The 25,306-nt window shown below is 63.4% G+C and carries 24 protein-coding genes and 1 pseudogene; 21 read left to right on the forward strand and 4 right to left on the reverse strand.

The annotated features are described in order from the left end of the window. Positions 1–29: 29 nt before the first annotated feature. Positions 30–815, reverse strand: coding sequence for a WhiB family transcriptional regulator (locus tag BH95_RS30050; RefSeq protein ID WP_244165176.1), 786 nt, complete (start codon positions 813–815; stop codon positions 30–32). On the opposite strand from BH95_RS30050, the gene BH95_RS27540 reads away from it, so the two are divergent. The 20 genes and pseudogenes from BH95_RS27540 to BH95_RS28975 all read left to right on the forward strand — a co-directional run bounded on the left by BH95_RS27540 (position 704) and on the right by BH95_RS28975 (position 21,933). Next, a complete protein-coding gene (locus tag BH95_RS27540; RefSeq protein WP_015586215.1) occupies positions 704–1,804 on the forward strand; it encodes an ATP-binding protein in 1,101 nt (366 codons plus the stop codon). The two genes, BH95_RS30050 and BH95_RS27540, sit on opposite strands and share 112 nt — an antisense overlap. Beyond that, positions 1,801–2,971, forward strand: a pseudogene (locus BH95_RS27545) (vWA domain-containing protein). The gene BH95_RS27540 and the pseudogene BH95_RS27545 overlap by 4 nt, the downstream one beginning before the upstream one ends. Then, entirely contained in the window at positions 2,968–3,156 is a 189-nt protein-coding gene (locus BH95_RS27550) for a hypothetical protein (protein WP_032364835.1), read from the forward strand. Before BH95_RS27545 ends, BH95_RS27550 begins: the two are co-directional and overlap by 4 nt. Continuing rightward, complete coding sequence (locus BH95_RS27555; RefSeq protein ID WP_015586217.1) at positions 3,153–4,349, forward strand: hypothetical protein; 1,197 nt, start codon at positions 3,153–3,155, stop codon at positions 4,347–4,349. The genes BH95_RS27550 and BH95_RS27555 overlap by 4 nt, the downstream gene beginning before the upstream one ends. Before the next feature lie 57 nt (positions 4,350–4,406). Beyond that, entirely contained in the window at positions 4,407–5,702 is a 1,296-nt protein-coding gene (locus BH95_RS27560) for an AAA family ATPase (RefSeq protein ID WP_015586218.1), read from the forward strand. Positions 5,703–5,729: 27 nt separating this feature from the next. Beyond that, positions 5,730–6,065 carry a hypothetical protein gene (locus BH95_RS27565; RefSeq protein WP_015586219.1) on the forward strand — a complete coding sequence of 112 codons (336 nt, stop codon included), beginning with the start codon at positions 5,730–5,732 and terminating at the stop codon, positions 6,063–6,065. A gap of 677 nt (positions 6,066–6,742) precedes the next feature. Further along, positions 6,743–7,045 (forward strand): hypothetical protein, encoded by a 303-nt coding sequence (locus tag BH95_RS27570; RefSeq protein ID WP_032375878.1) that lies wholly within the window; start codon positions 6,743–6,745, stop codon positions 7,043–7,045. A gap of 379 nt (positions 7,046–7,424) precedes the next feature. Beyond that, entirely contained in the window at positions 7,425–7,796 is a 372-nt protein-coding gene (locus BH95_RS27575) for a hypothetical protein (protein WP_141216408.1), read from the forward strand. 151 nt (positions 7,797–7,947) lie between these two features. After that, on the forward strand, positions 7,948–8,268 hold the full coding sequence (locus BH95_RS27580) for a hypothetical protein (protein ID WP_015586223.1): 321 nt from the start codon (positions 7,948–7,950) through the stop codon (positions 8,266–8,268). Further along, positions 8,265–8,984 (forward strand): HNH endonuclease family protein, encoded by a 720-nt coding sequence (locus tag BH95_RS27585; RefSeq protein WP_015586224.1) that lies wholly within the window; start codon positions 8,265–8,267, stop codon positions 8,982–8,984. The genes BH95_RS27580 and BH95_RS27585 overlap by 4 nt, the downstream gene beginning before the upstream one ends. 20 nt (positions 8,985–9,004) lie before the next feature. Next, a complete protein-coding gene (locus BH95_RS27590; protein ID WP_139278549.1) occupies positions 9,005–9,193 on the forward strand; it encodes a hypothetical protein in 189 nt (62 codons plus the stop codon). Beyond that, complete coding sequence (locus BH95_RS27595; RefSeq protein ID WP_015586226.1) at positions 9,193–10,155, forward strand: DUF5131 family protein; 963 nt, start codon at positions 9,193–9,195, stop codon at positions 10,153–10,155. Before BH95_RS27590 ends, BH95_RS27595 begins: the two co-directional genes overlap by 1 nt. Next, positions 10,152–11,546: a DNA cytosine methyltransferase gene (locus BH95_RS27600; RefSeq protein WP_015586227.1), complete on the forward strand. Its 1,395-nt coding sequence runs from the start codon at positions 10,152–10,154 to the stop codon at positions 11,544–11,546. Before BH95_RS27595 ends, BH95_RS27600 begins: the two co-directional genes overlap by 4 nt. A 142-nt stretch (positions 11,547–11,688) precedes the next feature. After that, positions 11,689–12,300, forward strand: coding sequence for an NYN domain-containing protein (locus BH95_RS28065; RefSeq protein WP_157773221.1), 612 nt, complete (start codon positions 11,689–11,691; stop codon positions 12,298–12,300). Positions 12,301–12,314: 14 nt separating this feature from the next. Continuing rightward, positions 12,315–13,463: a DUF4407 domain-containing protein gene (locus BH95_RS27610; protein ID WP_157773223.1), complete on the forward strand. Its 1,149-nt coding sequence runs from the start codon at positions 12,315–12,317 to the stop codon at positions 13,461–13,463. A 79-nt stretch (positions 13,464–13,542) separates the two neighbouring features. Then, entirely contained in the window at positions 13,543–15,957 is a 2,415-nt protein-coding gene (locus tag BH95_RS27615) for a DUF4407 domain-containing protein (protein ID WP_015586230.1), read from the forward strand. 404 nt (positions 15,958–16,361) lie between these two features. Next, positions 16,362–17,396: a PP2C family protein-serine/threonine phosphatase gene (locus BH95_RS27620; protein ID WP_157773226.1), complete on the forward strand. Its 1,035-nt coding sequence runs from the start codon at positions 16,362–16,364 to the stop codon at positions 17,394–17,396. A 71-nt stretch (positions 17,397–17,467) separates the two neighbouring features. Continuing rightward, positions 17,468–18,316: an FHA domain-containing protein gene (locus BH95_RS27625; protein ID WP_032392088.1), complete on the forward strand. Its 849-nt coding sequence runs from the start codon at positions 17,468–17,470 to the stop codon at positions 18,314–18,316. Then, entirely contained in the window at positions 18,313–21,057 is a 2,745-nt protein-coding gene (locus BH95_RS27630) for an FtsW/RodA/SpoVE family cell cycle protein (RefSeq protein ID WP_015586233.1), read from the forward strand. The genes BH95_RS27625 and BH95_RS27630 overlap by 4 nt, the downstream gene beginning before the upstream one ends. Positions 21,058–21,636: 579 nt before the next feature. Continuing rightward, positions 21,637–21,933, forward strand: coding sequence for a hypothetical protein (locus BH95_RS28975; protein WP_139278548.1), 297 nt, complete (start codon positions 21,637–21,639; stop codon positions 21,931–21,933). Between the two features lie 41 nt (positions 21,934–21,974). Here BH95_RS28975 and BH95_RS27640 read toward each other — a convergent pair whose 3' ends face one another. The 3 genes from BH95_RS27640 to BH95_RS29885 all read right to left on the reverse strand — a co-directional run bounded on the left by BH95_RS27640 (position 21,975) and on the right by BH95_RS29885 (position 24,479). Further along, a complete protein-coding gene (locus tag BH95_RS27640) occupies positions 21,975–22,388 on the reverse strand; it encodes a hypothetical protein (protein WP_094620979.1) in 414 nt (137 codons plus the stop codon). A gap of 496 nt (positions 22,389–22,884) precedes the next feature. Then, positions 22,885–23,175 carry a hypothetical protein gene (locus tag BH95_RS27645; RefSeq protein ID WP_032375883.1) on the reverse strand — a complete coding sequence of 97 codons (291 nt, stop codon included), beginning with the start codon at positions 23,173–23,175 and terminating at the stop codon, positions 22,885–22,887. A gap of 1,181 nt (positions 23,176–24,356) precedes the next feature. Beyond that, positions 24,357–24,479: a hypothetical protein gene (locus BH95_RS29885; protein WP_255032396.1), complete on the reverse strand. Its 123-nt coding sequence runs from the start codon at positions 24,477–24,479 to the stop codon at positions 24,357–24,359. Here BH95_RS29885 and BH95_RS28070 point away from each other — a divergent pair. Continuing rightward, on the forward strand, positions 24,478–25,215 hold the full coding sequence (locus BH95_RS28070; protein ID WP_015586238.1) for a hypothetical protein: 738 nt from the start codon (positions 24,478–24,480) through the stop codon (positions 25,213–25,215). The genes BH95_RS29885 and BH95_RS28070 overlap by 2 nt on opposite strands. The last annotated feature ends 91 nt before the right edge of the window (positions 25,216–25,306 follow it).

The following is a 25,306-nucleotide window of genomic DNA, read 5'->3' on the forward strand; positions in this document are numbered from 1 at the left end:
CAGGTCTGACCGGCGAATCGCGCGTTGATTCACGCTGTGCGGGAGCGTATTCGGTACACCTGCCGGGTCGTGATTCCGAGCTGGCTTGCACTGGACTCGGCTGGGACGTTCTGGGCCGAAAGCGTGGCTATCGTGAGCGCCTGTTGTTGATGCCGGGTAGGCCGGCTCTCTATGGCTGTGGTGTGCTGAAGCTCTTGGCGCTCTCGTGGTGTCCTTCCGCCCCAAATTCCGTGTTGTTCGTTGTACGTCAGTGCATGGGCGAGGCAAGCGGCTCTGGCGGGGCATTCTGCGCAGACCCGCTTTGCTCTGCTGGTTGCTCCACCCGGGGGCGGGAAGAACTCCTCGGGGTCTGTCTGTGCGCACAATGCGTCCGAGCGCCATGACGAAATGTCCGCCGCCGCGGGCGGGGGCAGTGGCGCGGCGATGGCTGTTTCGAGCGGTGTCACGTGTTGGGTCCTTTCTTTCGGGCGACCCGGCCTTTTTCGAGTGGGTTCGACGATATCGAGGGACCCGGACACTTCACGCAGCACACGTGGCGGTCCGGTGCTCTTTGAGCCCGGACCGTCAATGTCCCCGGCACTGAGTGCGCCGGGGACGTTGACGGTTGGTGTGACTGGGTGAAAAGCGTTCTGACGCAGTAAGATTGAGGCGTCCTGTTGTTGGTGAGACTGACCATCTTGCCCATCTTTCGAGGAGTTTTGCGATGCCGGATTTGGCGACTGCGGTAACTGTTGTGGATGCGTGCGGGAGGGCTGGTGTCCCGTCGTTGTTGATCTCGGGTCCGGGTATGGGGAAGTCGAGCCTGGTTCGAGCACTTGCTGCATCCGAGGGGGTGTTGTGCGAAACGGTCTTGGGGTCCTTGCGGGAGCCCGCCGACTTCGCAGGCCTACCGGTAGTCCGTGAGAGTGGCGTGAGATTGGAGGCCCCGGATTGGGCGCGACGGCTACATGCAGAGGGTGGGGGCTACCTCTTTCTGGACGAGCTGACCACGAGTCCACCGGCCGTTCAGGCGGCGATGCTGGCAGTCGCACTGGATTTGAAGGTGGGTGATCTGCAACTGCCGAAGGGGACTCGGGTCATCGCAGGTGCGAATCCGCCCGATTGCGCTGCAGGGGGGTACGAGTTGGAGGCTCCCTTAGCAAACCGCTTCTGCCACATCGAGTTCACGCCGTCTGTCGATGAATGGCTCGACGGTATGGCCACGGGTTGGGCAAGCACGGCCTCTTCGCGTGCGGTGACCAGCGACGAGCAGCGGGAGGCGTTGGTGCGCAGTTCCATCATCGGGTACATCCAGCGTGCGCCCGAGGCGCTCGATGCGTTTCCGAAGGTCGGAGTGCAGACAGGTGGAGCATGGCCGTCTCGGCGCACCTGGTCGATGCTTGCGCGGGTGTTGCCACATCTTTGCGACGACGACAATGCGGCGACCAACGCGGTGGTATTCGGCTTGATCGGGGAAGGCGCGGGTGTCGAATTCCTCGAATGGCGTCGCAAGGCCGACCTCCCAGACCCCGTTGCCGTGATCGAAAACCCCGAGACGGCGTTCGATTGGCGCTCGCGTCCTGATCTGGTGTGGGCCGTGCTGTCCGGCGTGACGGCGTGGGCGGCCTCGCGGGGCACCGTCGAAGCGTGGCGCAACGCCTGGGGTCCGCTGATTGCCGCCGCCGAGGCAGGAGCACCCGACGTGGCCGGGGCTGCGGCACGCACTCTGGCGAAAGCGCGACCGGCGAAGGCCGCTGTTCCTGCGAGCGCGCGCCGGTTTGCGCCGATGCTGGTGGCAGCGGGTTTGGTCGAGGCTGCGGCATGAGCGGCGTGCGTGAGCTCGAGCCGGTTGAAATGCGAGCGTTCCGACTCGCGCGGCTGGTGTCGGCTGAGCAGATGCCGTACTTCATGCGCGCTCTGTTCGCAGCGCAACCCGTGGCGGCACCGGGCCTGGGTACGTTTGCGGTCGACGCTCGGTGGCGGCTGTACCTGGATCCGGATCTGTTGGTCGGGCCTTGCGCGTGGCCGGTGCCGATGGTCGGTGCAGTGCTGCTGCACGAGGTCGGGCATTTGTTACGGGCACACGCCGACCGTGCCGCCGCTCTGGCGAAGCCCATCGATCATCTGGTGTGGAACTTCGCGGCCGACGCCGAAATCAACGACGACCTGTTGGCTGCGGGAGTCAGCCTGCCCGAAGGGGTGATCACCCCTCAATCATTCGGCTGCCTTTCCGGAGACACAGCCGAGCAGTACTACGACTACCTGCGTGACCCGATTGCGCATCAGACTGTCACCGAACTCGTTGGCGCTGAGGGCGATCCGGGATGCGGATCAGGATCGGGGTGCCCTGTGGTCCCCGGTGAACTCATCGGCTCGGGAGAAGTGATCACGGAGGGACTGGACAATGCGGAAGCGGACCTGGTGCGCCGATCTATCGCGCAGGCAGTTCGCGAAGCAGCTGGTACCGGTCGAGGTAGTGCCCCGGCGGGACTGGTCCGGTGGGCAGCTGATGTTCTCGCCCCGCCCACGGTAGCGTGGGATCGTCTGCTACGGGCCGTAATTCGGCGTGCGTTGGCAGAGCAGGCGGGTAGGACGAACTATTCGTACTCCCGTCCCTCCCGCCGCAGACCTCGATGCCGCGATGGGCGAAGTGGCGGGAGTTCTCAAAGCTGGTGGCATAGCACGCGACCGGGTTCGGATTCTGGCGTGTGACGCCAAATCCACTACGGCACAACACGTACGATCGGTCGCTGATGTGACGTTGGTTGGTGGTGGCGGAACCGATATGAGGGTGGGAATCGCCGCAGCCAACGCTGCGCGCCCTGCACCCCACGTCGTCGTGGTGCTGACCGATGGCGATACACCCTGGCCCGACCGGCCCACGAGGTCCCACCTAGTGTGCGCAATCATCGGCGGCGTCCAGGGTAGGGGCGTCACACCGGCATGGGCATCGACGGTGCACGTGCCAGTCGGATCGGGGGCCACACGATGAACGAAAGCGGACCCGTGGAACTGCTCAAGTACGCAGACAGGGTGCTCACCGGCACTGGAATCGCCGCCGCCGATATCCGCATCGTCGTCGCCAGCGCAGCGGCCGACGCCGCCACAATGGCGTTGCGCGCAGGGTGGGAGTGCGCGAGCAACGCCCTGATCCTCGTCGACGGTGACGAGCGATGAGCGTGGAGTGGTTCGACCTCGCGCAACGCCTCTATGCCGCCGAAAAGATGCAACCGGTCCCTCGGCTGGCACATGCCACCTTCAAGCCGTCCAGAGCCGCCGTGGCCGTGCGTGCGGTCACGCGAGGAACAACGCTGGCCGTGTCCGTCGCTCGAGATGGATGCACCGAAGAGTCCGCGCACGACACCGAGGCTCTGGCCCTGCTCGCTCGCAACGGGGCAACGACGGTGGGTACGGCTGAACCGGCCATGCTGCTCACCGATGACGCCGCGACGATACCGAGCCTGCTGGCCCTGGCGCGTGCGCACGCCCACCACCCTGATCCGGACATAGCGGGGGCTGCCGCCATGATCGGATGGTGGGCCGATCGAGCCGACCATCCCGGAACGTCGGCGGTGATCGATCTGGTTGCTGCGTCGTCCTCGCGTCTGGTCCTCGGCACTGCGCCCGACGCCGAGCGAGCGGCCCGAACATGGCGTTCCTGGCTCGGCATTACCGACGAGAGCGTCGCAGGCCTGCATGAGTGGGCAGCGTGCATCGCAACGGGACCGCTGTTGCCGCTTCTCGATCCGATACACGACGATGACCGATACTCCTGGGATCGGACATTGTCGGCCACGACTGCGGGCCACGACTGGTCACGGCCGGACAACTCAGCTAGTGCGGCCATGGGACTACGGACCCGATGCGATGCCGCCGACCTCAAAGCCGCTGCGTTGCTGAGTGATCCACTGTGGCGAGTACGTGCGCTGCATACAGGACACGTGGCCCAGGGCATCGCATCGGTGGCGGCACCGCCGACAGGTTCACGCCGCCGCAACGTTTCGGTGTCGGTGACCTGCGACCGGCTGGACTCAAGGATGCGGGTTGATTCGGCAGTTACGGGATGGGTCGGATCACCGCTCGATCAACCCTTCGAGCGCTTCTCTGCCGACGTCACGTCCGCACAGGTGGTCAACGGCAAACTGACGCTCGGTATCGGGGTGTTCGGAGCGCACGCACCGAACGACGGAGACCAGGTGACCTTGATGCCCCAACCGCCTTCACCGGCGACGATGCGAGCAGGACGGGCGAGGTACTGGAATCTGTACCGCGCTCGCCGTTCCTGGCTTTCGACCGGACAAGCCCCGAGCGCCGTGCGCCGCGAAGTCCCGCTCGATGTCCTGATAGCGGGTGCAGAGGACGCTCCGTGATCAGAAGACGACCAAAAGTATTCATGAACAACACATTAGAAGAAGAACGGGACAACAATGCGTATCGTCGCACCCGGAGCGGACACCCCGAACCCCGACGCAACACCTTTCAAGGGAACCGAACCGTCATCGCCCGCCCATTGGCCCGGATCACAGATCATGGCCGACCCGATCACTGCACGCGTGCTGTTCTCTGTGTGGTCCGGAGACCCCGTTGTCGTCGTCCCGTCACCACCGGGCGCAGGAAAAACTCGACTGGTCGCGTTGCTCGCCGCCGCCTTGGCCCATCGCGCAGACCTACGGGTGGGTATCGCGGCGCAAACCCGAGAACAAGCCGTGGAAATCGCGCGTCGGCTCGGCGCGCTGACAGATCGAGCAGCGTTGATCTGGAAGGCGAAAGCACCCCTCCCCGACAGTGGAAGCACTCCCGTAGTGACAGGACGAAAAGTGCGGTGGTCGAATGAGACTGGCGCAATTCTCATCGGTACCACGGCGCCGTGGCTCTTCTCGGACCCGGACCGAATCGGTGCCGATGTGTTGATCGTGGACGAAGCATGGCAATGTACCTACGCCGATCTGGGGGCGCTCGGCGCGATGGCTCGACAGGTCGTCTGCGTCGGAGACCCCGGACAGATCGATCCGGTGGTCACCGGAGACGTATCGCGGTGGGAGGGCAGCGAGACCGCACCGAACCTGCCTGCCCCCCTCGCTCTGCAAGCAGCTCACGGCGATTCGGTCGGCGTGGTCCGTCTGCGACACACCTGGCGTCTCGGCGCGAGGACAACGGCCCTCATTCAACCGCTGTTCTACCCCGGCCTGCCTTTCACTTCCCGTCGCCCACCGGAGCATCTGACCGATTCCAGCGGCCCCGGCCTGCCCGAACTCGCGCATCGGCCAGTGCGGGTCATCGGAGGCCCAACCGACCCCGTCCTGGCCACACAGTGCGCCCTGCGCGCGCGAGAACTGCTGGACGCCGATGTGACCACACCGGACGGACAGCGGGCCATGACAGCGGCGGACCTGGCTGTCGTCGTCCCTCATGTCACGCAGGCTGCCGCTGTCCGGGCCTTGCTCTCGGATCACCCCGACGTACTGGTCGGCACCGCAAACTCTCTGCAAGGCCTCGAACGCGCCGCCGTTGTCGTGTTGCACCCGCTTGCCGGGTACCGGACAGCCGAGCCGTTCAATCTCGACCCCGGCAGAGCGTGCGTGATGCTCACCCGCCACCGAGCCCACATGACTGTGGTCATCGATGACGCCACCGCCCACGTCCTCGAACACGCCGAACCATCCCCGGCTCACGCCACCCACACCGGCCTGATGGCCGCACTGCACTGCACGCCCGTCGTGTAGCGATCCCCAAAAAGAAAGGCACACAACATGTCCGACACAAGTATCGAGTACAAGGCCGAGCGGCTATCCGGCATCGAGACGCCGAAAGAACTCCACGCATCGGTCGAGGGACGCGAGCGTCCGCGCATCGGCTACACCCTCGATACCCAAAGCCGGGACAACGGTGTTCGAGCGGCCAACGCTGCCGAAGGGCTGATCGCATACGCCAGACCGATCGGCCTCGAAACCGAGGAACTGACAACGGTGTTCGGAGACTTTCTGAGCGACCTGCGGCACCTTGCCGACGCCGTCGGCGTCGATTGGGACGCCGTAGACGAACGCGGTCAAGACCACTACCGCTGCGAGCTGTACGGGACCGAGTAGGGGACGCTCTGGGGAGAGGAGTGAGCGGCGGTTCGGTGCGCCGGGTCGCTGCTCGCCCCAGGCCCGTCCCCGGCACTGGGTGCGCCGGGGACGTTTTCGCTGCTGAGCCCTAGCGAACTCCGGGTCCGGTGGGTAGTGTCCTGGCGTATCGGCTTGGTGGGTGGTTCCACGAAGCCGCGGCGACGACGACTTCTGTTGTTGTCGGCGTTTTCACCAGATGAGCGGACTGACCATCCGACTTCCGAGAAGTGCAGAGGTGTGTCGAATATGAGAGTCCTCGTCCGGATCGACGGTAGGAATCATGTACCTGCGAGCAGTTCGGGTTCGTCGCGATATTGCGTGGTAGCCGTAGCGCGCGGTGTTGCGGGGGTGTTGGCTGTCTTCGCTGCATTTGCCGGCTTGGCTTGGGCTGCACTGCTGCGCCGGACCGACGATGCCGCCATCGACGGAGATCCGCGTCGTGTAGCGATGGTGTTCGCCGTTTCCTCCGTGGCGTGTGCTGTAGCAACCGGGATCGAGTGGCTGCTTCGACGGCGTAGCGGCGCAACGGATGCCAAGCCCGTTCACAGGGCACGGCCACCGAGAGAGGCTGCGTCGCGCCACCACCGGACTGTGAACTCGAATAGTCGGGCGGCAGGGGAGTTCGACAGGCCCGAGCGTCTGGCCGGTGCGACATCGTGACGAGAAGATTCGCCCCCGCACTTCGGATCGAGGTGATCGTCGTCCGCGATCCAGATGGTCCTACCCACATCCAAGTCTTCGTCGACGGTGTTCCGGCTGCAGCAACACAATTTCACATCGACGCAGGAAGGGGATGGACGTGGGGCGACTGGGCCGACACACGAGACTGCGATCTCGCGGTCATCTCATCCGGAGCGCGGGGAGCGCTCGAAGACGCCTACGACGATCCCCCCGGTGGTGACGCCGTCCGCGGCAGGATCGGTGACTGGCTGGACGGCGCTGAAAGATCGGAAAATTAAGCAGCAGAGTGATATAGCGCCGCGTTGTTGGTCGCATAGCGGCACAGAGACCAGTCAGAAATTGATCGACAGACCGACCATCTGTCCCACAGAAACGGGAGTACCCATGCAATCCTCGATCTCGACAACGCGGCCGCCCTCGGTCGACCTCTCACCGCACGCACGAGCTGCCGGCAGTACCGGCTGCAGCTCGAACAGTAAGGCGCACAGCGCCATCGCCAGCGAAGTCCATCGCCGGATGCAACACGGCCTGTCTGAGAGGTACTTTGCTGCTACTCCGAACGCCGCCGACCGCTTCCGACCAACCGTTCCTGACCATGAGCTGACGGACCACGTTTTCGAGGTGGTTTTCGGATTGCGGTGGCGGCAGGTGTTCGACTTGGCGCGCACCCTCGACGTCGAGTCCGATCTGCTGGAAACCGCACCGGAGACGGTCAGCGCCGCGTGGTGGTGCGCACCCGGCTGGCGGAAAGCGACACATGCTGCCCACACGGCGGCCTGCGGCGACAATCGGCGTCACGAACTCACAGCGACCATGAACCTGCTCGGCGTCCTCGGATGCGGGGCTGCCAGAGTCGCTGCCCGCGATGTCGGCCGAGGCTTGGTCGTACGAGATCTGATCGGTTCCGATTTCACTCAAGAGCACTACGACTACCTGACCGGGCCGTGGCGTCGCAACGTCGGCCCGGTCCATCCCGGCGACCGGCCACTAGACCAGTACCAGACGGCCCCGAACTCGCAACGCTTGTGACACCCGGGCGCATATTGCCCGCCCGGTGCAGCCACAGGAGAACGCTCCTGGGTTGCGATTCAGTGGCCGGCTGTCACAGACCTCACCGCCACGCTATCTACCCCGTGCAGGACTGCGTTTGCTATCGCGCTCACTACGAAAGGACTCCCTGATGGACCCACAATCCGGCCGAGACGGCCTCATCCACGACGTAGAGCGCCACCTCGCGGCCGAAGATGGCCGCCGCGAGGCTCGCACTGTTGCGCTTGCATGTGTCGGCTACGTCGTCGGCATGCTCGCGATCTTCAACGGGGCTCTGCCGATCGTGAAGGATCTGGTCACCGTCAGTTTGGTCATCTCCTTGGCCGGCACGTTGCTCGCTGCCTTCTCGGCTCTGACTCTGGCACTACTGCATCGTTGGTCAGACCGTTCGGACCGTAGGCGGCGCGGAAGCTGCGGGCATGCCGACTTGCCGGCGGAGGCGGTTCGATGAGCGCGCGCGGACGACTCCGCATCGCGGTGCCCATCGTGATGGCCGTACTCGCGGTCGGGACGTACACGTTCGGAACGCACGCCGATCCGCTCTCACGACTAGCGGTGGTCAACACCCCAGACCCAGCCGCGGCGAGCACGCCTGTACCCATCGCGCAGCTCCTCGCTCAGCTCGAAACGGTGGACTCGCTCGCAGACGTCGATGGATACGACCGATCCTGCAAGAAGGGCTCAGGGTGCGTGTTCGGCCCGGCGTGGACCGATGACTCGTCCGCCCCTGGATCGCACAACGGCTGTGACACTCGAAACGACGTCCTGGCAACCCAACTGATCGACGTCGAGTTCAAGCCCGGAACCCGCGACTGCAAAGTCGCAGCAGGGATACTCCACGACCCCTACACAGGATCGACGATCGACGACCTCGGGAAGATTCAGATCGATCACGTGTACCCGTTGGCGAGGGCGTGGGACGCAGGGGCGTGGGCCTGGTCGATCGACCAGCGAACCGCCTTCGCCAACGACGTCGACATCAACTTGCTCGCGGTGGACGGACGTACGAATCAGCAGAAGTCGGACAAGGGAATCGACACCTGGCTGCCACCCAACGCGCCATACCAATGCCGTTACGTCACTTCGTATCTCACCGTGGCCGCGAAATACGACCTCGACATCACCAGCGCCGATGCGCGAACAGCGTCGAGCGTCTGCAGCCAATGACCCAACGTTCGGAGGACGCCATGACCGAAACCGACCCCACCACCGACACAAACGCTGTCCCGCTCCACCCCAACCCATGGATCATCACGACCGCACCTGATCGAAACAGCTACACGATCGAATTGCCCAGCAGGGGGATCTCGTTCGCGATTGACGCCGATCTACGATTCCAGCTCCTCGATGCCCTCCACGACCCGGAAGAGCGATGATGGGCGACGCCACGGCCATCGAATGGACCGACGCAACCTGGAACCCGGTCACCGGCTGCACCGCAGTCTCGTCGGGCTGCGATCATTGCTACGCCCAAACCCTCGCTGAGCGGTTCCGCGGCACACCGGGGCACTACTTCGAGCACGGATTCGACGTCGAGATGCGCCCCGGCAAGCTCGACCAGCCGCTGCGATGGAGCCGGCCACGCCGGATCTTCGTGAATTCGATGAGCGACCTCTTCCATCCAGCAATCCCGGACGACTACATCGCCCGGGTGTTCGCGGTGTTCGCGGTGATCGCGCTCGCCCGCCAGCACACCTTTCAATTGCTCACCAAGAGACCCGCTCGGATGCGGGCACTGCTCCAGTCCGATGCCTTCCGCCGCGCCGTCGACGACGCCATCGCTGGCGTCGTCGCAGCCTTCCGCCCCGCCGATGTCTGGTACCAGAGCTGGCCGCTGCCGAACCTGTGGATCGGCGTCTCGGCCGAAGACCAGAAGACTGCAGACCTGCGAGTATGGGCGCTGCTGGACACGCCTGCAGCTCTTCGGTTCGTCTCTGCCGAACCGCTCCTCGGACCGATCGACTTCACGCGCCTACGACCCAGCAGAATCGGAGGAGCGCTGACTCGCGACGGGCTCCGTTCGGTCGAAGACTCGAAATGCGGCGGCGAGCGCGAACCAGCGCTCGACTGGGTGATCGTTGGCGGTGAGTCCGGCCGCGGGGCACGGCCTATGCATCCGCGATGGGTACGAGAGATCCGGGACCAGTGCACCGCTGCCGATGTGCCCTTTCTGTTCAAGCAGTGGGGCGAGTGGGCACCAGCGGAGGTGATCGCCAGATTCCGCGACTACCACCACTTCGACGACGGCACCGAAGTTCGACGAGTCGGCCGTAAGGCCGCCGGCCGGATCCTCGACCGACGGGTGTGGGACAGCGTGCCCGACGGAGCCGGACGATGAGAGGATCGCTCGACATCACGGCATCGGACTTCTTCTGCGGTGCCGGCGGATCTACGACCGGAATGATCGCCATCCCCGGGGTGAGGGTATCGGCAGCGTCGAACCACTGGGACAAGGCAATCGAGACGCACCAGTACAACCACCAGCACACCGAGCACATCCTCGCGGACCTCTCTCAGATCACTCCGAAGCTGTTTCCTCGCACGACAATCGGATGGTTCAGCCCCGAATGCACCTGGCACTCGAATGCTCGCGGGGCCAAGCGCCTCGCCGCGCAGATCTCGTTACTGTCCGACGACCTACCGTCCGAGGCCGCCGAGCGATCGAGGGCGACGATGTGGGACGTCGTTCGGTTCACCGAGTATCACCGATACGAATTGGTTTTCGTCGAGAACGTCGTCGAGATCTACTCATGGCCTCTCTACAGGCCATGGATCGCGGCGATGCACGCCCTCGGTTACGAACATCGCCTTATCTGCCTGAATTCGATGCACTCATGGACTTTTGGGACACCAGCGCCGCAGTCCCGCGATCGCCTCTATGTGTGCTTCTGGAAGGCCGGCAACCGGGCACCTGACTTCGAGACCGTGGTCCGTCCGCCGGCAACCTGCTCTCGCTGCGGGCCCGTGCGTGCGTTGCAGGCCTGGAAGAACCCAGGGGTGGCTGTGGGTAAGTACCGTAGCCAGTACTCCTACCGGTGCCCCGCACGTGCGTGTGCGGACACCGTGCTCGAGCCCGACTGGCTCCCTGCCTCGACCATCATCGACTGGACCAAGACCGGCCAGCGGATAGGGGACCGCACTCGTCCGTTGAAGCCGAAAACGATCGCACGAATCCAGGCCGGCATCGACCGGTATTGGGCAGCTCCGCATGCCGAGGACGCGAGAGAAGCCGCGGGCACGCTGTTCGAGTATCGGCAGGCAAGATCACGGCCGTCTGAGGGGCGGGCCCCGGTGTTCGAGCCGTTCGTGTCGGTGCTGCGGGGCCAGTCGAAGAATCATCGAACCTCGGAGGCGCTGTCGACCGTATCCGCGGGCGGCCGCCATCATGCGGTGATCACCCCGTTCATCGCAGAGCTGCGAGGTGGAGGTTCGACTGCGCGATCGGTCAGCGACGCTCTCTGCACCGTGACGGCATCGGGTAACCACCATGGCTTGGTCGTGCCCGCTGCCGCTCACCATCGAAAGTCCACACGCCGACCGATCGCTGTCGAAGACCTGTCCTTCAGAATGCTCGACGTACCGGAACTCAAAGGCGCAATGGGCTTCGCGTCGACGTACGTTCTACGCGGGGGAACCAAGCAGCGAAATGTTCGGATGTGCGGAAACGCGGTTACCCCACCGACCTCGCGAGATATCGTGGGAGTCGGCGTGCAGAGCTTGAGCCGTTGACATCGGCCAAACAGTCGTTCTGTAGTTGCATTCAAGGTTCCCGGGCAAAGGGGACGCACCGATTCTGTTGTCGTCGCCTCTCCTCCAGTTTGATCATCGTCAGACCCCGTATATGCGGGTCCTGACGGAGATCGGAGAAGTCATGAGCGACGACCGGGCTAGCCGAATCGATCCATCCAGATTGCACTTGCTCGACATCGAGAACATGGTGTCCGGCGACGTTTCCGCTGTCCGATGCTCCGCCTGGTGGGCGGACTACGTCACCGATGTGGGTGTCGGAGAGCGTGACCAGATTACGGTCGCCGCAGCCTGGCGACATGCCGCGCCGGCATTCTTCGCCGTCCCGGCGAACGCTCGGCGTATCGGTGTCACGTCCGCGCCGGATGCCGCGGACCTCGCGTTGCTCGATTCGGTGGATGTGGGCAGGGTGGCTCACCAGCACGATGAGGTGATCATCGCGTCCGGGGACCACATCTTCGCACCGCTTGCACGCGCGCTCCGGGCTGCCGGCGTTCGAGTCGTTCAGGTCGTTGCCTCCGGCGTCGGTGTGAGCGCCGAACTGTACTGCAGCTGTGACGATCTGATCTGTCTTCGTGGATCGGACCGTGTTGTCGAGGCGCATAACGCGCATTCGACGAGCGCAGCGCGGCGTGGCCCACGTGCGTCCGAGCGCAGCTCGGGTGTCGCCGTGTTCGCAGCGCGGATGGCCGATAGTCGGCCGCAGTTACGGACTACCGATCGGGCAGCGCAATGAGCGGGGAAGGCAGCGTGACGTCCTACGACGACGAGGAGCCAACGGTCTATCCGGACGGGTCGGTCGGCGGCGGAGTCGAGCGAGGGGGTGAGGAATTGAGCGGCCAGTACGGGCCGAGTCGTTTCTCCCAGGCGCTCGTGTGGTGCGCCGGCCCGACGTACGTACGTACTGCGCCCGTTGGTACATGGACTCTGCTGCAGAGCGTCGGAGTAGCTGGTTTGTTCTCGACAATGATCGTCGCGCTGAGCGCGACGATCATTGCGGGGCTTGCCGACATGGGTCCTGTGTGGGCATCGATCGTCAGCGTCGTTGTTGCCGCCCTCTACTTTTCGTATCGCCGCCTCGTGGTGGCGACCGTGGCGTCCACCGTGTTCGCGCGGTCGCGACGAACCGGATCGCATCTCGTCAGTGTGGCCGTCATGGCGTCCGTGAGCGTGCTCACTGCCGGGACGGGTTCCTGGGTGTTCGGGATGGCGATCTTCGGGCAAGAGGTTCGCTCTCAGGTCGCGGTGAACGTGGCGATGCATCAACAAGACGACTTGAACGAGTGGTACCGCAGCCGAGAAGCCAACCGTGATGTCGCGTCGAGGATGTACGCCGAGCAACTGTCGCAGCCTGCGCAGATGCGAGACAGCCTGCAGGACGCAGTCTCCGGTCTTGAAATGCGCGAAGCCGGGGCCTGGCAAATGGTGATGTGCGAGATGACGTCTTCACCCGATTGTTTTTCCGGCACAGGCGAAGTAGGAATAGGCCCTCGGTCGGTGGCGGCCAATGAAGAGCTGGATGCTGTCACCACTGAGCGCACTTCGGCCCAGCAGCGGCTTGCCGAGTACACCGTCTTTCCGGTGCCTGCCCCCTTCGACGCAGTCCAACTTGCAACGTGCGGATACTCGAAACAGACGACCGAGTTGACGCCCTACGATTCCGACCGCTGTCAGGGCATGCTGCTGGTCGAATCGAGCGTCGACCAACTCGCCCCGGAGCACCCACCCGCGCGCTCGAGCAACGGGCTTCTCCCGCACCTCGAGGCATTCGGTTCCTTGCTGTGGAACTCCGAGAACGCGGGCCCGGTCTGGCTCGTCGTGGTCGGGCTGTTCTTCGTTCTGGTCAGCGTGGATCTCCTACCTCTGTTGTTTCTCGTGCAGAGCGGCCGACGCGGATGACTTCTAGTTACTTCAACACCTGCGACCATCGTGATGCCGATCCCGTCGGCGTTCAGCAGCATTCGGAAAGGCCACGGCCATGACAACCCCCACCCGACCGGACACGATCACTCGACCCGGCCCCATCGCACGCTTTCTACTCGGTTGCTGCGGTGCCAACTGGATGCACATCAAGGAAAAAGCGGAGCTCAACTGGTACTGCAGCCTGGGGATGTCGGTGATCGTGACCTCGATCATCTCGGGCATTTCCGCAGTGCTGCTCGCTACCACTGGCTACTCGAATCTGCCGCTGGCGCTGGTGATTGCCATCGGAGTGGTGTGGACGATCGTCGTGTTCAACGTCGACCGCCTGATCGTTTCCCGGCCGCTCACCTCGTCGCGGTGGCGGAGCAAATTCAGCCTGTTCTTCGTGCGCTTTCTCCTCGCCGCGGGCATCGCGATCTTGATGGCCGAGGGCGTTGAGCTGACGCTTTTCGACGACGAGATCTCAGCGCAGGTCGATCGAGACAACAATGCTGCAGCAGTCCGGCAGCAGAACGAGTACAACCAGGCTCGGCTCGATGCCAAGGCATCGGCAGAGCAGAGGTACAAAGAGCAAATCGAGTACCCGAACACAGCCGTCGACCGTCTCACGGCCTCGGTCGATGCCGCGACGAAACAGGTCGAGGACGCGAATCGCGTGCTCAAGTGCGAATCAAACCCGGCACCGGACTGCGAGACGGGAACCGGCATCCCGGGGCTCGGCGCAGAAGGACAAGAGGCCTCCGCTGCAGTCGCGAGAGCGAACGAAGCGCTTCAGCGAGCAGTCGCTGCGCGCCAGGACTACACGGTGATACTCAAACCATCAGGCTTCACCGCCGACCAGTTGCAAGCGTGCGGCCAAGGACCGACGAGCACTGACCTGACACAGCAGGCCATCGATACATGCCAAGCACAGATTCTGGTCAGCGAACAGGTCAACGCTGTACCGGTACCCAGCGAGGCTGACACCAGCCAGAACGGGCTACTGCGTCGGATCGTCGCGCTGTCCTCACTTGCCTCCGGAGAACACGGAACCACTATCTGGGCAGTACGCATCCTGTTGTTCATCGTGCTCGCCAGCATCGATCTGGTGCCGTTGACCGCGAAGTTCGTCGGCGGCACCACCGGTCATGACGCGCGGGTCCGCAAGGACAGCATCGACGCGAACAACGAACTGGCCGAGAAGATCAACGACTCTGTGCACGCTGTTCCACACTTCCTGGAAAAGCAGAGGGGATGGAAGAAGCCCGCGGCCGATCAACGCCGCGCGTTCTTCACCGACGTCTTCGAGAAACAAGCCGACGACATTCGGGGGCGCTGGCAATCCCCGACCAACGCCCGTGACGATGTTCTCGATGAGCCGGAGACACTCGTCGACCCGGACTCCGAACCGACGAACGGTGTCGGACCCGGATACGTCCTCCGAACGACTGACGGGGACAAATTCCAGCTCGTGGAACCACTCCCGGACGCTCGAACACGGTGGTACGACCTCTGGCTGTGCACCAGAAAAGATCGTGAGGACGAAGACCAAACGACTCGGGAGGAATACTTCGTAGCCAAGATCGGGAAAATCGATCCTGCGTTTGCGCCGGCCAAGCAGCCAGCGTTAAAAGGGCTCGAACGCGACGTTCTCGCTCGGCTCATTCCGTTGGGTCGGCACCATGTCGTCGACATAGTCAGTGGACAAGACGTGCAGCTAGACGACGATTCCGAGAGACCGTTCATCGTCATGAGGCACTACCCGCTAGGCGATATGAAGAAGTACGTGGAGGACCGATGGGGTAACGAAGTGCCGATACTTCCACTGCTGGAGTTGATCCACCAGACGCTGGAAGCTCTGCTCGTGACGCACCGCGCCGGCTTCCTGCACCTCGACATCAAGCCTGCCAACGTCCTTGTCGACTTGATCAATGGAGAACCTCACGCTGTGCTCACCGACTTCGGTATCGCCGGAGCGACCCGCGCATTCGATCAAGCAGGGTTCACCGACATGGACTCCACCTTCACCGGCACGTACAACTACGCCGCGATCGAACAGATCCTCCCGGGGCGCGGACTCGGCCATCAAACGGCACTGTGCGACCTGTGGTCAGTGGGCGCAATGGTCTATCGGCTCATCTCGGGGGCGTACCCGCGTGACTTCGCCGAGTCCCGTTGGGTCGACATGCCCCTGCTCGACAACGGCAAAGTCGACCGCCGATCGGACGAGTACCGACGGTGGCTGGAAAAGACCAGGCCTGACGCGCCCCGGCTGGACGTCATCACCCCCGGTGTGCCTACGCCGCTTGCTGATCTCGTCGAACGATGGCTATCGAACAACCCACTCGATCGAGTTGATCGCACTGCTCTGACGTTGGCCGAGGGTGAGAGCCTGTCCGACCCCGGTGCGCTGCTCGAGAACCGCGGTGACGAAGCCGTGATGTCGGACGCTCTGGCACGCCTCGGCTCGACGGTCAGGGGCATACGATGAACAAGCATCTACCACTGAGAGAGGCACGTGCGATGGTCCCCAACTCTTCGCCAGTTCCGCCCGCGAAGATCGGGATCCGCGAGGCACTGCGTACCCGGATAGCCTGCGCTGCGTTGTGGATCGTTTTCGTCGCTGTGCTGGTCTTCGGTGTGGGGAGAATCGACTTCGTCCGTGACAACGCCGCACTGGCAGTCTTTCTCGTGGGAAGTGTTGTCCCACTGATGGTGTGGCGGTTTGCTGGTATTGGCATTTCAGACCTGAAGTATCGCCGCGAACGTGGGCAAGGGCTTGGGTCCCAGGCCGGTGCTTCATGGACCGATCGCGAGGAACAGACAGAACACGATCCCTTCGATCCTGTGGCGCAATCACAGGCCGCCTCCCCCCGCCGCGACGATCGGAATGACATGTCTCGCAACCTGTTCGACTTCCACGATGAACGCCGTCCGGAGCGAACACCGGCACCGCAACCGTTCGGTCCCGACCGGGTGCTACGGCAAGCGAGTCCGGACGATTTCAGTGCGCCTCGTGCAACGGTCAACCCGGACAGCCTGACCGTCACCCGTCACGTTCCACTCGGCGGTGAAACCGACTCTGTGCAAAGCGAAATGACCGATATCGGTGTGCCCCCTGCGTCTCGCGTAATCGATCGTGGCGAGCCCAGTACGAGTACGAGCACCCGAGGCGGAGCCCTTGACCGGTTGTTCGGCCGATCGACGGACCGGATCGATACCGAGGAATCGACAGTAGGTCGAATACTGTCGTTTCCCGGCGGCGGCGGTGGCGCACTCTTCTTCGACGCCGACAGCGCGACGGACGCCGGCCCGCGCAAAGAAAATCAGGACTGGGCGATCCTCAGCGGGTCTTTGCTGGGTATAGCCGATGGGGTCGGCGGGCGGTCTGCCGGCGGTCAAGCATCTCGCGCTGCGCTGCGGGCAGTCCGCGATGCGATCGAGGAAGACGGCATGAGTCTGGCGTCGGCGGTTACGCGTGCGAACACCGACGTCCGCGCGCGCCAGGACGACGACCCCGCGGATCGAGGAAGAGCAACGACTCTGGATATCGTTCACTTGGATGAAACCGGCTATCTGTACGGCGCCCATGTCGGTGACAGCCGCGTCTACATTCTTCCTGCGCGAGGTCGGCGACTGAGAAGATTGACGGCAGACCATTCGACCGGCAACACGCTCACACGCAGTATCGGTGGTGCGCGGTCGGTCACGCCCGATGTGTGGGCCCACGAGGCAGAACCAGGCGACATCGTGCTCGTCGCCACGGACGGTCTGTGGAAAGGCTCACTGCACGAGAATGACATCGAATCAACGTTGGTGGAGGCGCGACAACGCTCCACGATTCACATCGCAGAACGCCTCGTTGAGATTGCCAAAACCGGTGCGACCGACAACATCACAGTGATCGTGGGCCGAATCCAGCGCGCGTGAACTACAGAATCCATCGGTTCTGTTCGTGAAGGCCGTAGCGCGTCATGCTTTCCTCGACCGAGGAGGAAAGCATGACTGCTCTGATCATCATCGCAGCACTGGTCGCTACAGCCGCTGTCATTGCGAAAGTGGTTCGGACCCAACGCGCACAGGGCACTTTCGCGGGGAACGCTCCTCGCGCCGTCTCCAAGACGGTGCAGGAGCGTCTTCGGGTTCCTCTACCCACCCCCGAAAACGTTAGTGTCCGGGTTCTGGACAAGATCGTGAGCGGTGCGATCGGCACCGCTCGAACGAAGTTCATGCCGGTAGGCGTGCTCCTCGAACTCGCTCCGGAGATGTATGAACGCGTCGTGCCGATCTGGGTGCAGTTCTCCCGTGAACTGGGAGAAGATCTCGCCGCCCGTGCTGAAGCAGAATCGTGGAACTACTCCGGCGTTGCGTTCTCCCTCCGCGCAAACCCGGCTCTCGGCCGACGAGATGTCGAGGTAGTACTTCGCTATCCCGACGGCGACGACTCTCCGACCGACCAAGTCGGCGACGTCCCTCGCCGACCGCGCGGCGAGGACGACATCACCGATGTCGCGCCGGGTGACGCCTCCGAGCTGTGGTTCGCCGATCTGCCCGACGGTCGACGCGTCGCTCTTCGCAAGGGTCGGCGCTACGTGGTCGGCGCATCCTCCACATCCGACATTGTCGTTTCCTCGCGGACCGTCTCACGGGCACACGCTGCCCTGCGCTGGCATCCCGCCGCTCAGGTGGTCGAAGTCGAAGATCTCGACAGCACCAACGGCACCTGGCTCGACAACAGCCGGGTGGCCCCCCGCGAACCGAGGGCGGCGACGTCCGAGTGCGTGATCCGACTGGGAAAGCACGACCGGATACGTCTGGTGAAACGAAGTGCCTCGGGGGCGTCGAGATGATCGCCGACATGCTCGCGACGCTGTCCGTACTGGCGCTCACAGTTCTCGCCCTCCTGCGGGTACACACGGAAGCGGTGGCGACTCGACCAGCAGGTGGCGGCGCACCCGGTTTCAGCGGCGGGCAGAGTTCCAGCGACCTCGCGGCTCTTGGGGGACCTCCCGCGCTGGTGCTGACTGCAGCAGCCCAGCTGGGTTGGTCCGTGCAGCATTCGTTGCTCTACGTCGCGGCGGCAGCGGTGGTTCCGATCGTGTTGTGTGCGTTCGTTCGGCGCGTTGTGGGCGCATCCGCCTCCCTCGTGATCCCAGTCGCCGCCTGGACCCTCACGTGCCTCGGTGCCGTGACGGCGGAGAGGCTCTATCCGGGTAGCGGCGTCGACCAGGCGCGGTGGGCCTTGGTCGGGGTGGCCGCGTTCCTCGTCGCTGCGTGGATCGGCAGTACGTGGAACACCACCGCTCGCTCGATCACGGGGACAGGCGTAGCGGTCGCAGGTTGTGTCGCACTGACGCTTCCCCTCATGCCCGGGATCGGCGTACTAGTCAACGGTGCCCCTGGTTGGATATCTGTCGGGCCCTTCGTCGGACAGACGGGCGATCTGGCCAGAATCCTGATCATCATCGGATTGGGATCGATGCTGTATGCCGCAGGACCAGCGCTGCGAGCGGGAAGGGTTACGCCCGCGTTGCTAGCCTGCTGGCCGGTCGCCTTCGCCGCGGCCCTCGGTGGCTACGCATCCGACCTCGGTCCGGTACTCGTGCTCACCGGTGCAGTAGCAGTCATGCTGATCGTGTGCGGCCCGCCACCGCGCGTCTGGATCGGATTTACGGCCGTCGGTACAGTCCTCGTCGTCGCAACCTTTTTCGGTGTGGGAAAGCTCCGCGCCCGCATCGACCAGATGTTGAACCCCATCACGTCCGACGGACAGCTTCAGAACACAGGCGCGGCACTTCGGTCGTTCGCGACCGGAGGCTGGCTCGGCACCGGCTTCAACAACGGATCCCCGCTCGACGTCGCCAACGTAGAGAACGACTTCGTCCTCGCCGGCATCGGAGAGGAACGGGGAGCGATAGTGGTCATAGCAATCTGTTGCCTATTCGGTGCCTTGGTCACCGCCTGCTGGCTGTCGGCAATCCGTGCCACCAGCGCAGGGCCACGCCTGATCTCGACCGGCCTGGCAGCCATGGTGTCCGTGCAAGCCCTGTACGTCACGCTCGCCACCATCAACAAGGTGCCTGTCACGGGGATGGTCGTCCCGTTCCTCTCCAACGGAGGAAGCTCGCTGACCTGTATGTGGATCGCCGTCGGGCTTATCGTCGGCATCGGATCCCACCGCTGGCGGCCGGTTCCAAGCGTCCCCGAACTCCGCGTTGTCGCACGCGTCGACCGAACGAAGTGGGCGATCCTCGGACTGTGGTTGATCGTCATCACTTTGGTTGCCTGGCAAACCGTCGTACCCGAAGTTCCCGCACGAACCGCAGCCCAGGATGCCGCGTCACGAAACCCCGGCCCGGTTGTCTTCCGCGACGGGACGCCGTTCCTCGTCCCATCGACGATGCGTGACGCGACCACCGATGCCGACGTGCAAACCCGCACCCTGGAGTCGTCGATACCGCAGCTCAACGGAGACATCGACGCCGCCTACTTCGTCGCCACGAACATGAGCGCCGGCACTTGCTTACGACCATGGCTGGAACACCTTGTTGTGAAGAAGGCATGCGAATCACCGACAATGGTCACCTCCCTCGATTCAGCGGTCCAGACCGCTGCCCGCGACGGTCTCGAAACCCGCGGATACGAAGGGGACGTCGTAGCCTTGGACCTCAAGGACGGCAGTATCCTCGGCCTCTACTCACACCGCTCGGACCAACACTCCTATGACGCCGGCTACCCGGCGGTGTATTCGCAAAGCGCACCGGGATCGACGTTCAAAACCATCGTCGCAGCCAGCGCCCTGAGCGCAGGACAGAACACCACCACGCCGGTTCGCGACGAATACACACCCCCGGGCGGGGTCGGCATCGTCCACAACGCCGGCAACATCGAAGGCGGCGGCGATCTGACCCAGGCACTTGCGGAGTCCAGTAACACCGCATTCGCCGAGATCGCCATCCGAACCGGTCTGCAGTCGATCACCCAGATGACCGCGGTGCTCTCCGCCGATTCCGCCGACTTCCCGACTCACCCCGGCATCGTCGTGGGAGGCGTCGGCGACGACCCAGATGCGCTTGCGCGCACGGGATTCGGTCAGCAGGACGTCCGCGCATCACCGTACGAAATGGCCGTGGCGGTGGGCCGACTCGCGACGAACGGAGCACTACCCCGCGCGCGGGTGCAGCTAGGGCAATGCACAGACGACCAGCTGGATGTCGACTCCGTTACGTCGCCACCGGCAACCGCACTCGTTCTCGACAACCCGGTTACCGGACCCGTGCTCGACGGTATGCGGGCGGTCGTGCAGGACGGACACGCAGGCGAGCTCGGGATTCTCGACATGCCGGTCGCCGCGAAGACCGGCACCGCGGATGACGACCGCGGTTCCTACGACGGCTGGGTAGTCGCACTCGCGCCGGCAGAGAACCCCGAAATAGTCATCGCCGTCCGAATCTTGGGCGGTGAACAGTCGCCTCGATCCGGTGCAGCGGATGCCGCTCCCGTCGCAGCCGAGGTAGCGGTGGCGGCAATCGACGCAGTACGAGAAGATATCGGCCCGTGTCGCAAACCACAAGGAACGCAGGGAAAATAGTTCATGACGGCAACGAATTACACCACGGTCGAAGTGTGGGCCTCGGACATCGTCAAGTACCGAGATGACGGTGCGAACAACAGGCGCGTCCCCGTCGTAAGGTTCAGCCCGCCGAAACAGGTCGGACCTGCGATCCAGCTGGAGGAAGGGGACCGCCTCGAAATCGGTAGGCCCACCAAGAACGTCACCGACGGATACAGACGACTAGATGTGCCGGATGCACATAAGGCGTTCTCTCGGAACAGTTTTTTGATCACGGAGAGGGCGGACGCGACGCAGGTTAGGACCAAGCAGCGCGGAGGCTGCCATATCCAGTGGTGGGGTCACGCAACCGCTAGAGCGCTGAGAATGAACGAGAATTTTTTCGTGACAACGGACCCCACGTCGTTCCGAGTCGATTGCTCGGGACCGTTGGAACGCGGTCAAACGACATCCCACGAGCAGGCAGTCTGGGTGCTCGTACATCCGGGCAGGGTGCATCGGTTGCCACCGACGTCCCCGAACTATGTTCCGGGCGAATTAGAAACCGGTCTCACAGCCGGAGAAGACCCGACTGACCAGTACTTCTACCCAAAGGTCGTGCCGGGGACCAAGGCGCATCGGGAGTATCTGGCCGCACTCGATCTAATCGAATGGCACTTCAGCGATCTTCTGGAGTGGCCGCCGCGTTTCGAGCCTTCGGCGAGCAGGCCCGGGCTCTCTGGCGAGCGTCAGAAGGTGCTGCTTTTCCGTCACGCCCTGACCCAAGTCGGGCACCACGTCGATGCCGACGCCATTCACGCTCTCCCGGATTCGTTTCTACAGTGGATCGTCGCGCACAACATGCTGTCGTTCCACGATCATCGGCAAGACTCGCGCCTGGGATCGCTCGACTAGAGCGATCCCCGATCACTGTCCGGGCGTATCGCCGTGTTCTGTCAAGAATGCGGGCGAAACACACTGACTCGGCACGGCTGTACGACCGCAGTGATCAGGGCGTCCGCCAAGGTGGGATCGCTCGCAGGAAGCGATCCCACTGCAAGCACCAGCCTGTTATTTCGAGTGACGTCTCGCGCCGCCCACGTTTCCGGGAACGCTGCCATGTCGTCCTGACCGTCGGCCGACTCGGCTGCACGATTGGTCGTCCGCGCTCCGCCGTCGAACGCCGGCCGAACCACACACCCAGACGCGAGCATTACAGCCAAGCACACCTTCGCAACTACCTCGGCGCGTCCGGACCGGGCTACGAGCTGCTGGGACGCCGCCTCTATCAGATCAAGAAACTCCTGATCTCCGTCGCCGAGTGAGGTCAAATATTCGTGCCACGGCTGCGCGTACGGACGTTCGGTCAACGCGACTCGTCGAGCGCGTGCGAGTTGCTGTTCGAGGACGAGATCAACGGTAGCGCGGCGCAGTTCGATCGGACCCCGAACATCAACAGCGTGAACCCGAATAGTGTTGTTGCTGTGGGCCGCTACCGGATCCCGTGAGACGTGGGAATGGATACGAAAGTTTTCGGTTCCGGTGTGGATCACAGTGCAATCGTCCCCGGCCGAGTCGGTGCTCAACAGGATCGATGAGTTCTGCTCAGCAATTCACGACGGGTCACTGTTGTTGTCACGTGCGCGACGTCGAGGGTCGTTCAATCAACTACGCTGGGTGGGCAATCCTCTTGCAGGGCTATGGGGCGGGGCTGCGTAACTGTGTCGAGCGACGGCTTCCCCGCCTGGCGGCAAACCAGCTCCAAACCGGGTTGTCGAGCGATGCAGTTCGATCAGGTACTTGGCAAGCCCGGCGAGCTCGTCGCGGAGACGCAGAGACCGAGACCAAGGGGCGGTCACCTGCTAGCTAGATGCCTGCGATCACGTCGTCGCGAAGCGCGTCGGACGACTTAGTGAGGCTCTGTGCTGCGGCAGCAAGTGCTCCTGAGATCAGTCTGAGCTGGTTCCCTTCAGCAGGTTGCCCAGCCTCGGTAGCTGCAGCGTAGGTGTCGAGAACGAGAGCTAGGCGAGCCAGTTCTTCCTGCGTTTGCGCAAGGTCTCGCTTGGTGCCGTCCAGTGTGGACTGCAGAGATTGAATGCGGAGGCCGGCGTCGTGGATCGTAGAACTGGCCTGGTCCAGCGAACTGGTGAGCGTCATGCCCGCGAGAATACATCGCGAATACGAGGTCGAAATGGGAGCTATCAACGCTGTTGGTGGCGGAGCGGCCGCGCCGTGGGCTATCCAAGGTTCGAGTAACTGATGGGTTCGTGGCCGTCCTCTGGCCAGGCAAGCGCAATGTATTTCTGGACGTCTGTCGAGGGTCTATCGAAGCGGTATGAAGCAGGTTGTACCGTCGCGCTGTTCTCGGGCACCCCAAGGCCGAGGTTCAGATTGAGTGCCCCGAATTGAACTGTTGCACCGCATACCTCGTCGTCAATTGTTTGGTTGATGACGCCGATGGATTCTGGCGTGCCCTTGGGATCGACTCGGTGCCTTCGAGCGTGCAGTCCCCATCGATTAGGGAACAACGCTCCGCGCCAAAGAATATCATGGAGCGCAACCCCTGGTTGTGTCCTGACTGACTTGAGGGGTGTGCCGGCCGCACCGAAGGAGCGTGAGGCCACGCCCCCGAGAACGAGTTTGAGGAGCCAAAGTTGTAGTCGTGGTCCACTGAGAAGGAGGAAATGATCGTCGGCCGGCCCCAGGAAAGGTGCTGTCGTGCTCGCCAAGGACAACTGCATGTCCCGTACTGCCTGAAAGAACTGTCCTGCAATGGAATCCAAAGGTGACAATGCATTGTTGTGGCGCTCACAGAGGATCTTCGAGGCTAGTGCTTTTGTGCCTACCGATTTCGATGCTCCATGCAGCCACGGTGCGCCGCTGAGCATGGGTGCTTTTCCGTCGATGTGCAGCTGCCGGTGAATGTTGGCACTGATCCAATGCTCTCTACTGATCTTGTCGGAACAGTCTGCTCCTGCCTGGCCGAAGCACTCGGGGTGTGCGTAGCCAGTGCGAGCATCGTTCAGGAGGGGTGGCGGTTCCGAGACGATCCAGCGACCGGCTGCAGTCGCATGGCAGGACCGCGTCCGCCGGCGGGATCCGCAGAGGCAGGCGTCCTCGAGATCGGGTCCCACCCGTTTGGTACTCCGCTTGTATCCGGAGGAGGTGAAGACGGAGTCGTCGAGAAGAGGAAAGGGACGGGGCACCTGAGCGATCCTATTCCGGCATTGGCTTCGGACAGGGCGCACCCGGTCCCCGGCACCGAGTGCGCCGGGGACAATTGCGGCCGCTGCCGGGTTGCGTCTTGTCGATAGATGTGATCCCAAACGCTTTGTTTATCAACGTGTTTCGATGACTCCTACGTCTTCCAGTGCAAGTGTTTCGATGGTAGATTCAGAGGCGTTCTGTTGATCGGCGGACTGACCATCCGTCACCCGAATTGAGAGGCTGAAATCTGCCATGACATCGATCGTCGATTCAGTGTTGCCAGTTGCGTCCGTGCTCGAGGTGGTCTTCGACAACGGGTCTCTAGGGGGTGCTGACTGGTCGAACCGGGCCGTCGTGCTCGAGGCCTTGCCAGAGCCCCTGGTTGCGGGATACCCCGCAGAGGGGGCCTATGTGCAGATAAGTGATGGAAGCGGCGGTATCGCCGCGTCGGGATGGTTCTCGGTGGACGAGCGCAATGCCACCGAGACCCATGCAAGCGTTGCTGTCGTGTGGCGTGAGCCGTTGATGGCCGTCGAGCACACCTACAAGAGCTGGACGGGGTTGGTGCGTACACGTGACATCTCACCGGTCACGGTGTCACCTGGGGCCGCTCCCGCGTGGTTCGGTGAGTATGTGCGGCCGATCCACGAACGGGCCGCCGTCGAACGGACCTTGCAGGCCGTACGCGAGAGCGCCAATACCGAGCGTGCGAACCATCGCGAGTGGGTCAGGCGGATGAGCGAGTCCGCGTGCGAATGGGCGGACGAGAACAGTCTGTGCAGCGAGTTCGAGAGGTTCTGCGAACAGTGGGGGCTCGAAGGCCGAGAACGTGACTTCGATGTAGAAGTGAATGTCACGGTTGCATTAACAATGACGCGATCGGCGCGTAGCCAAGAAGATGCGGACGAGGCCGTAGATCTCGACGATGTACGGCAGCATCTACGAGACAATTTCTCGTATCTCGATGTGAATTTCACTGTGGGTGAGTAGTAGTCGCACGGGAAGTGGGGTACGCGCAGCGTGCCCCACTTCCCGGTAGCGGTCTACTTGGTCGGGGCGCGCAGCGGTCCGAAGGTGTACT

Origin of the sequence: Rhodococcoides fascians A44A (assembly GCF_000760735.1) — a bacterium.
Lineage (GTDB): Bacteria > Actinomycetota > Actinomycetes > Mycobacteriales > Mycobacteriaceae > Rhodococcoides > Rhodococcoides fascians_E.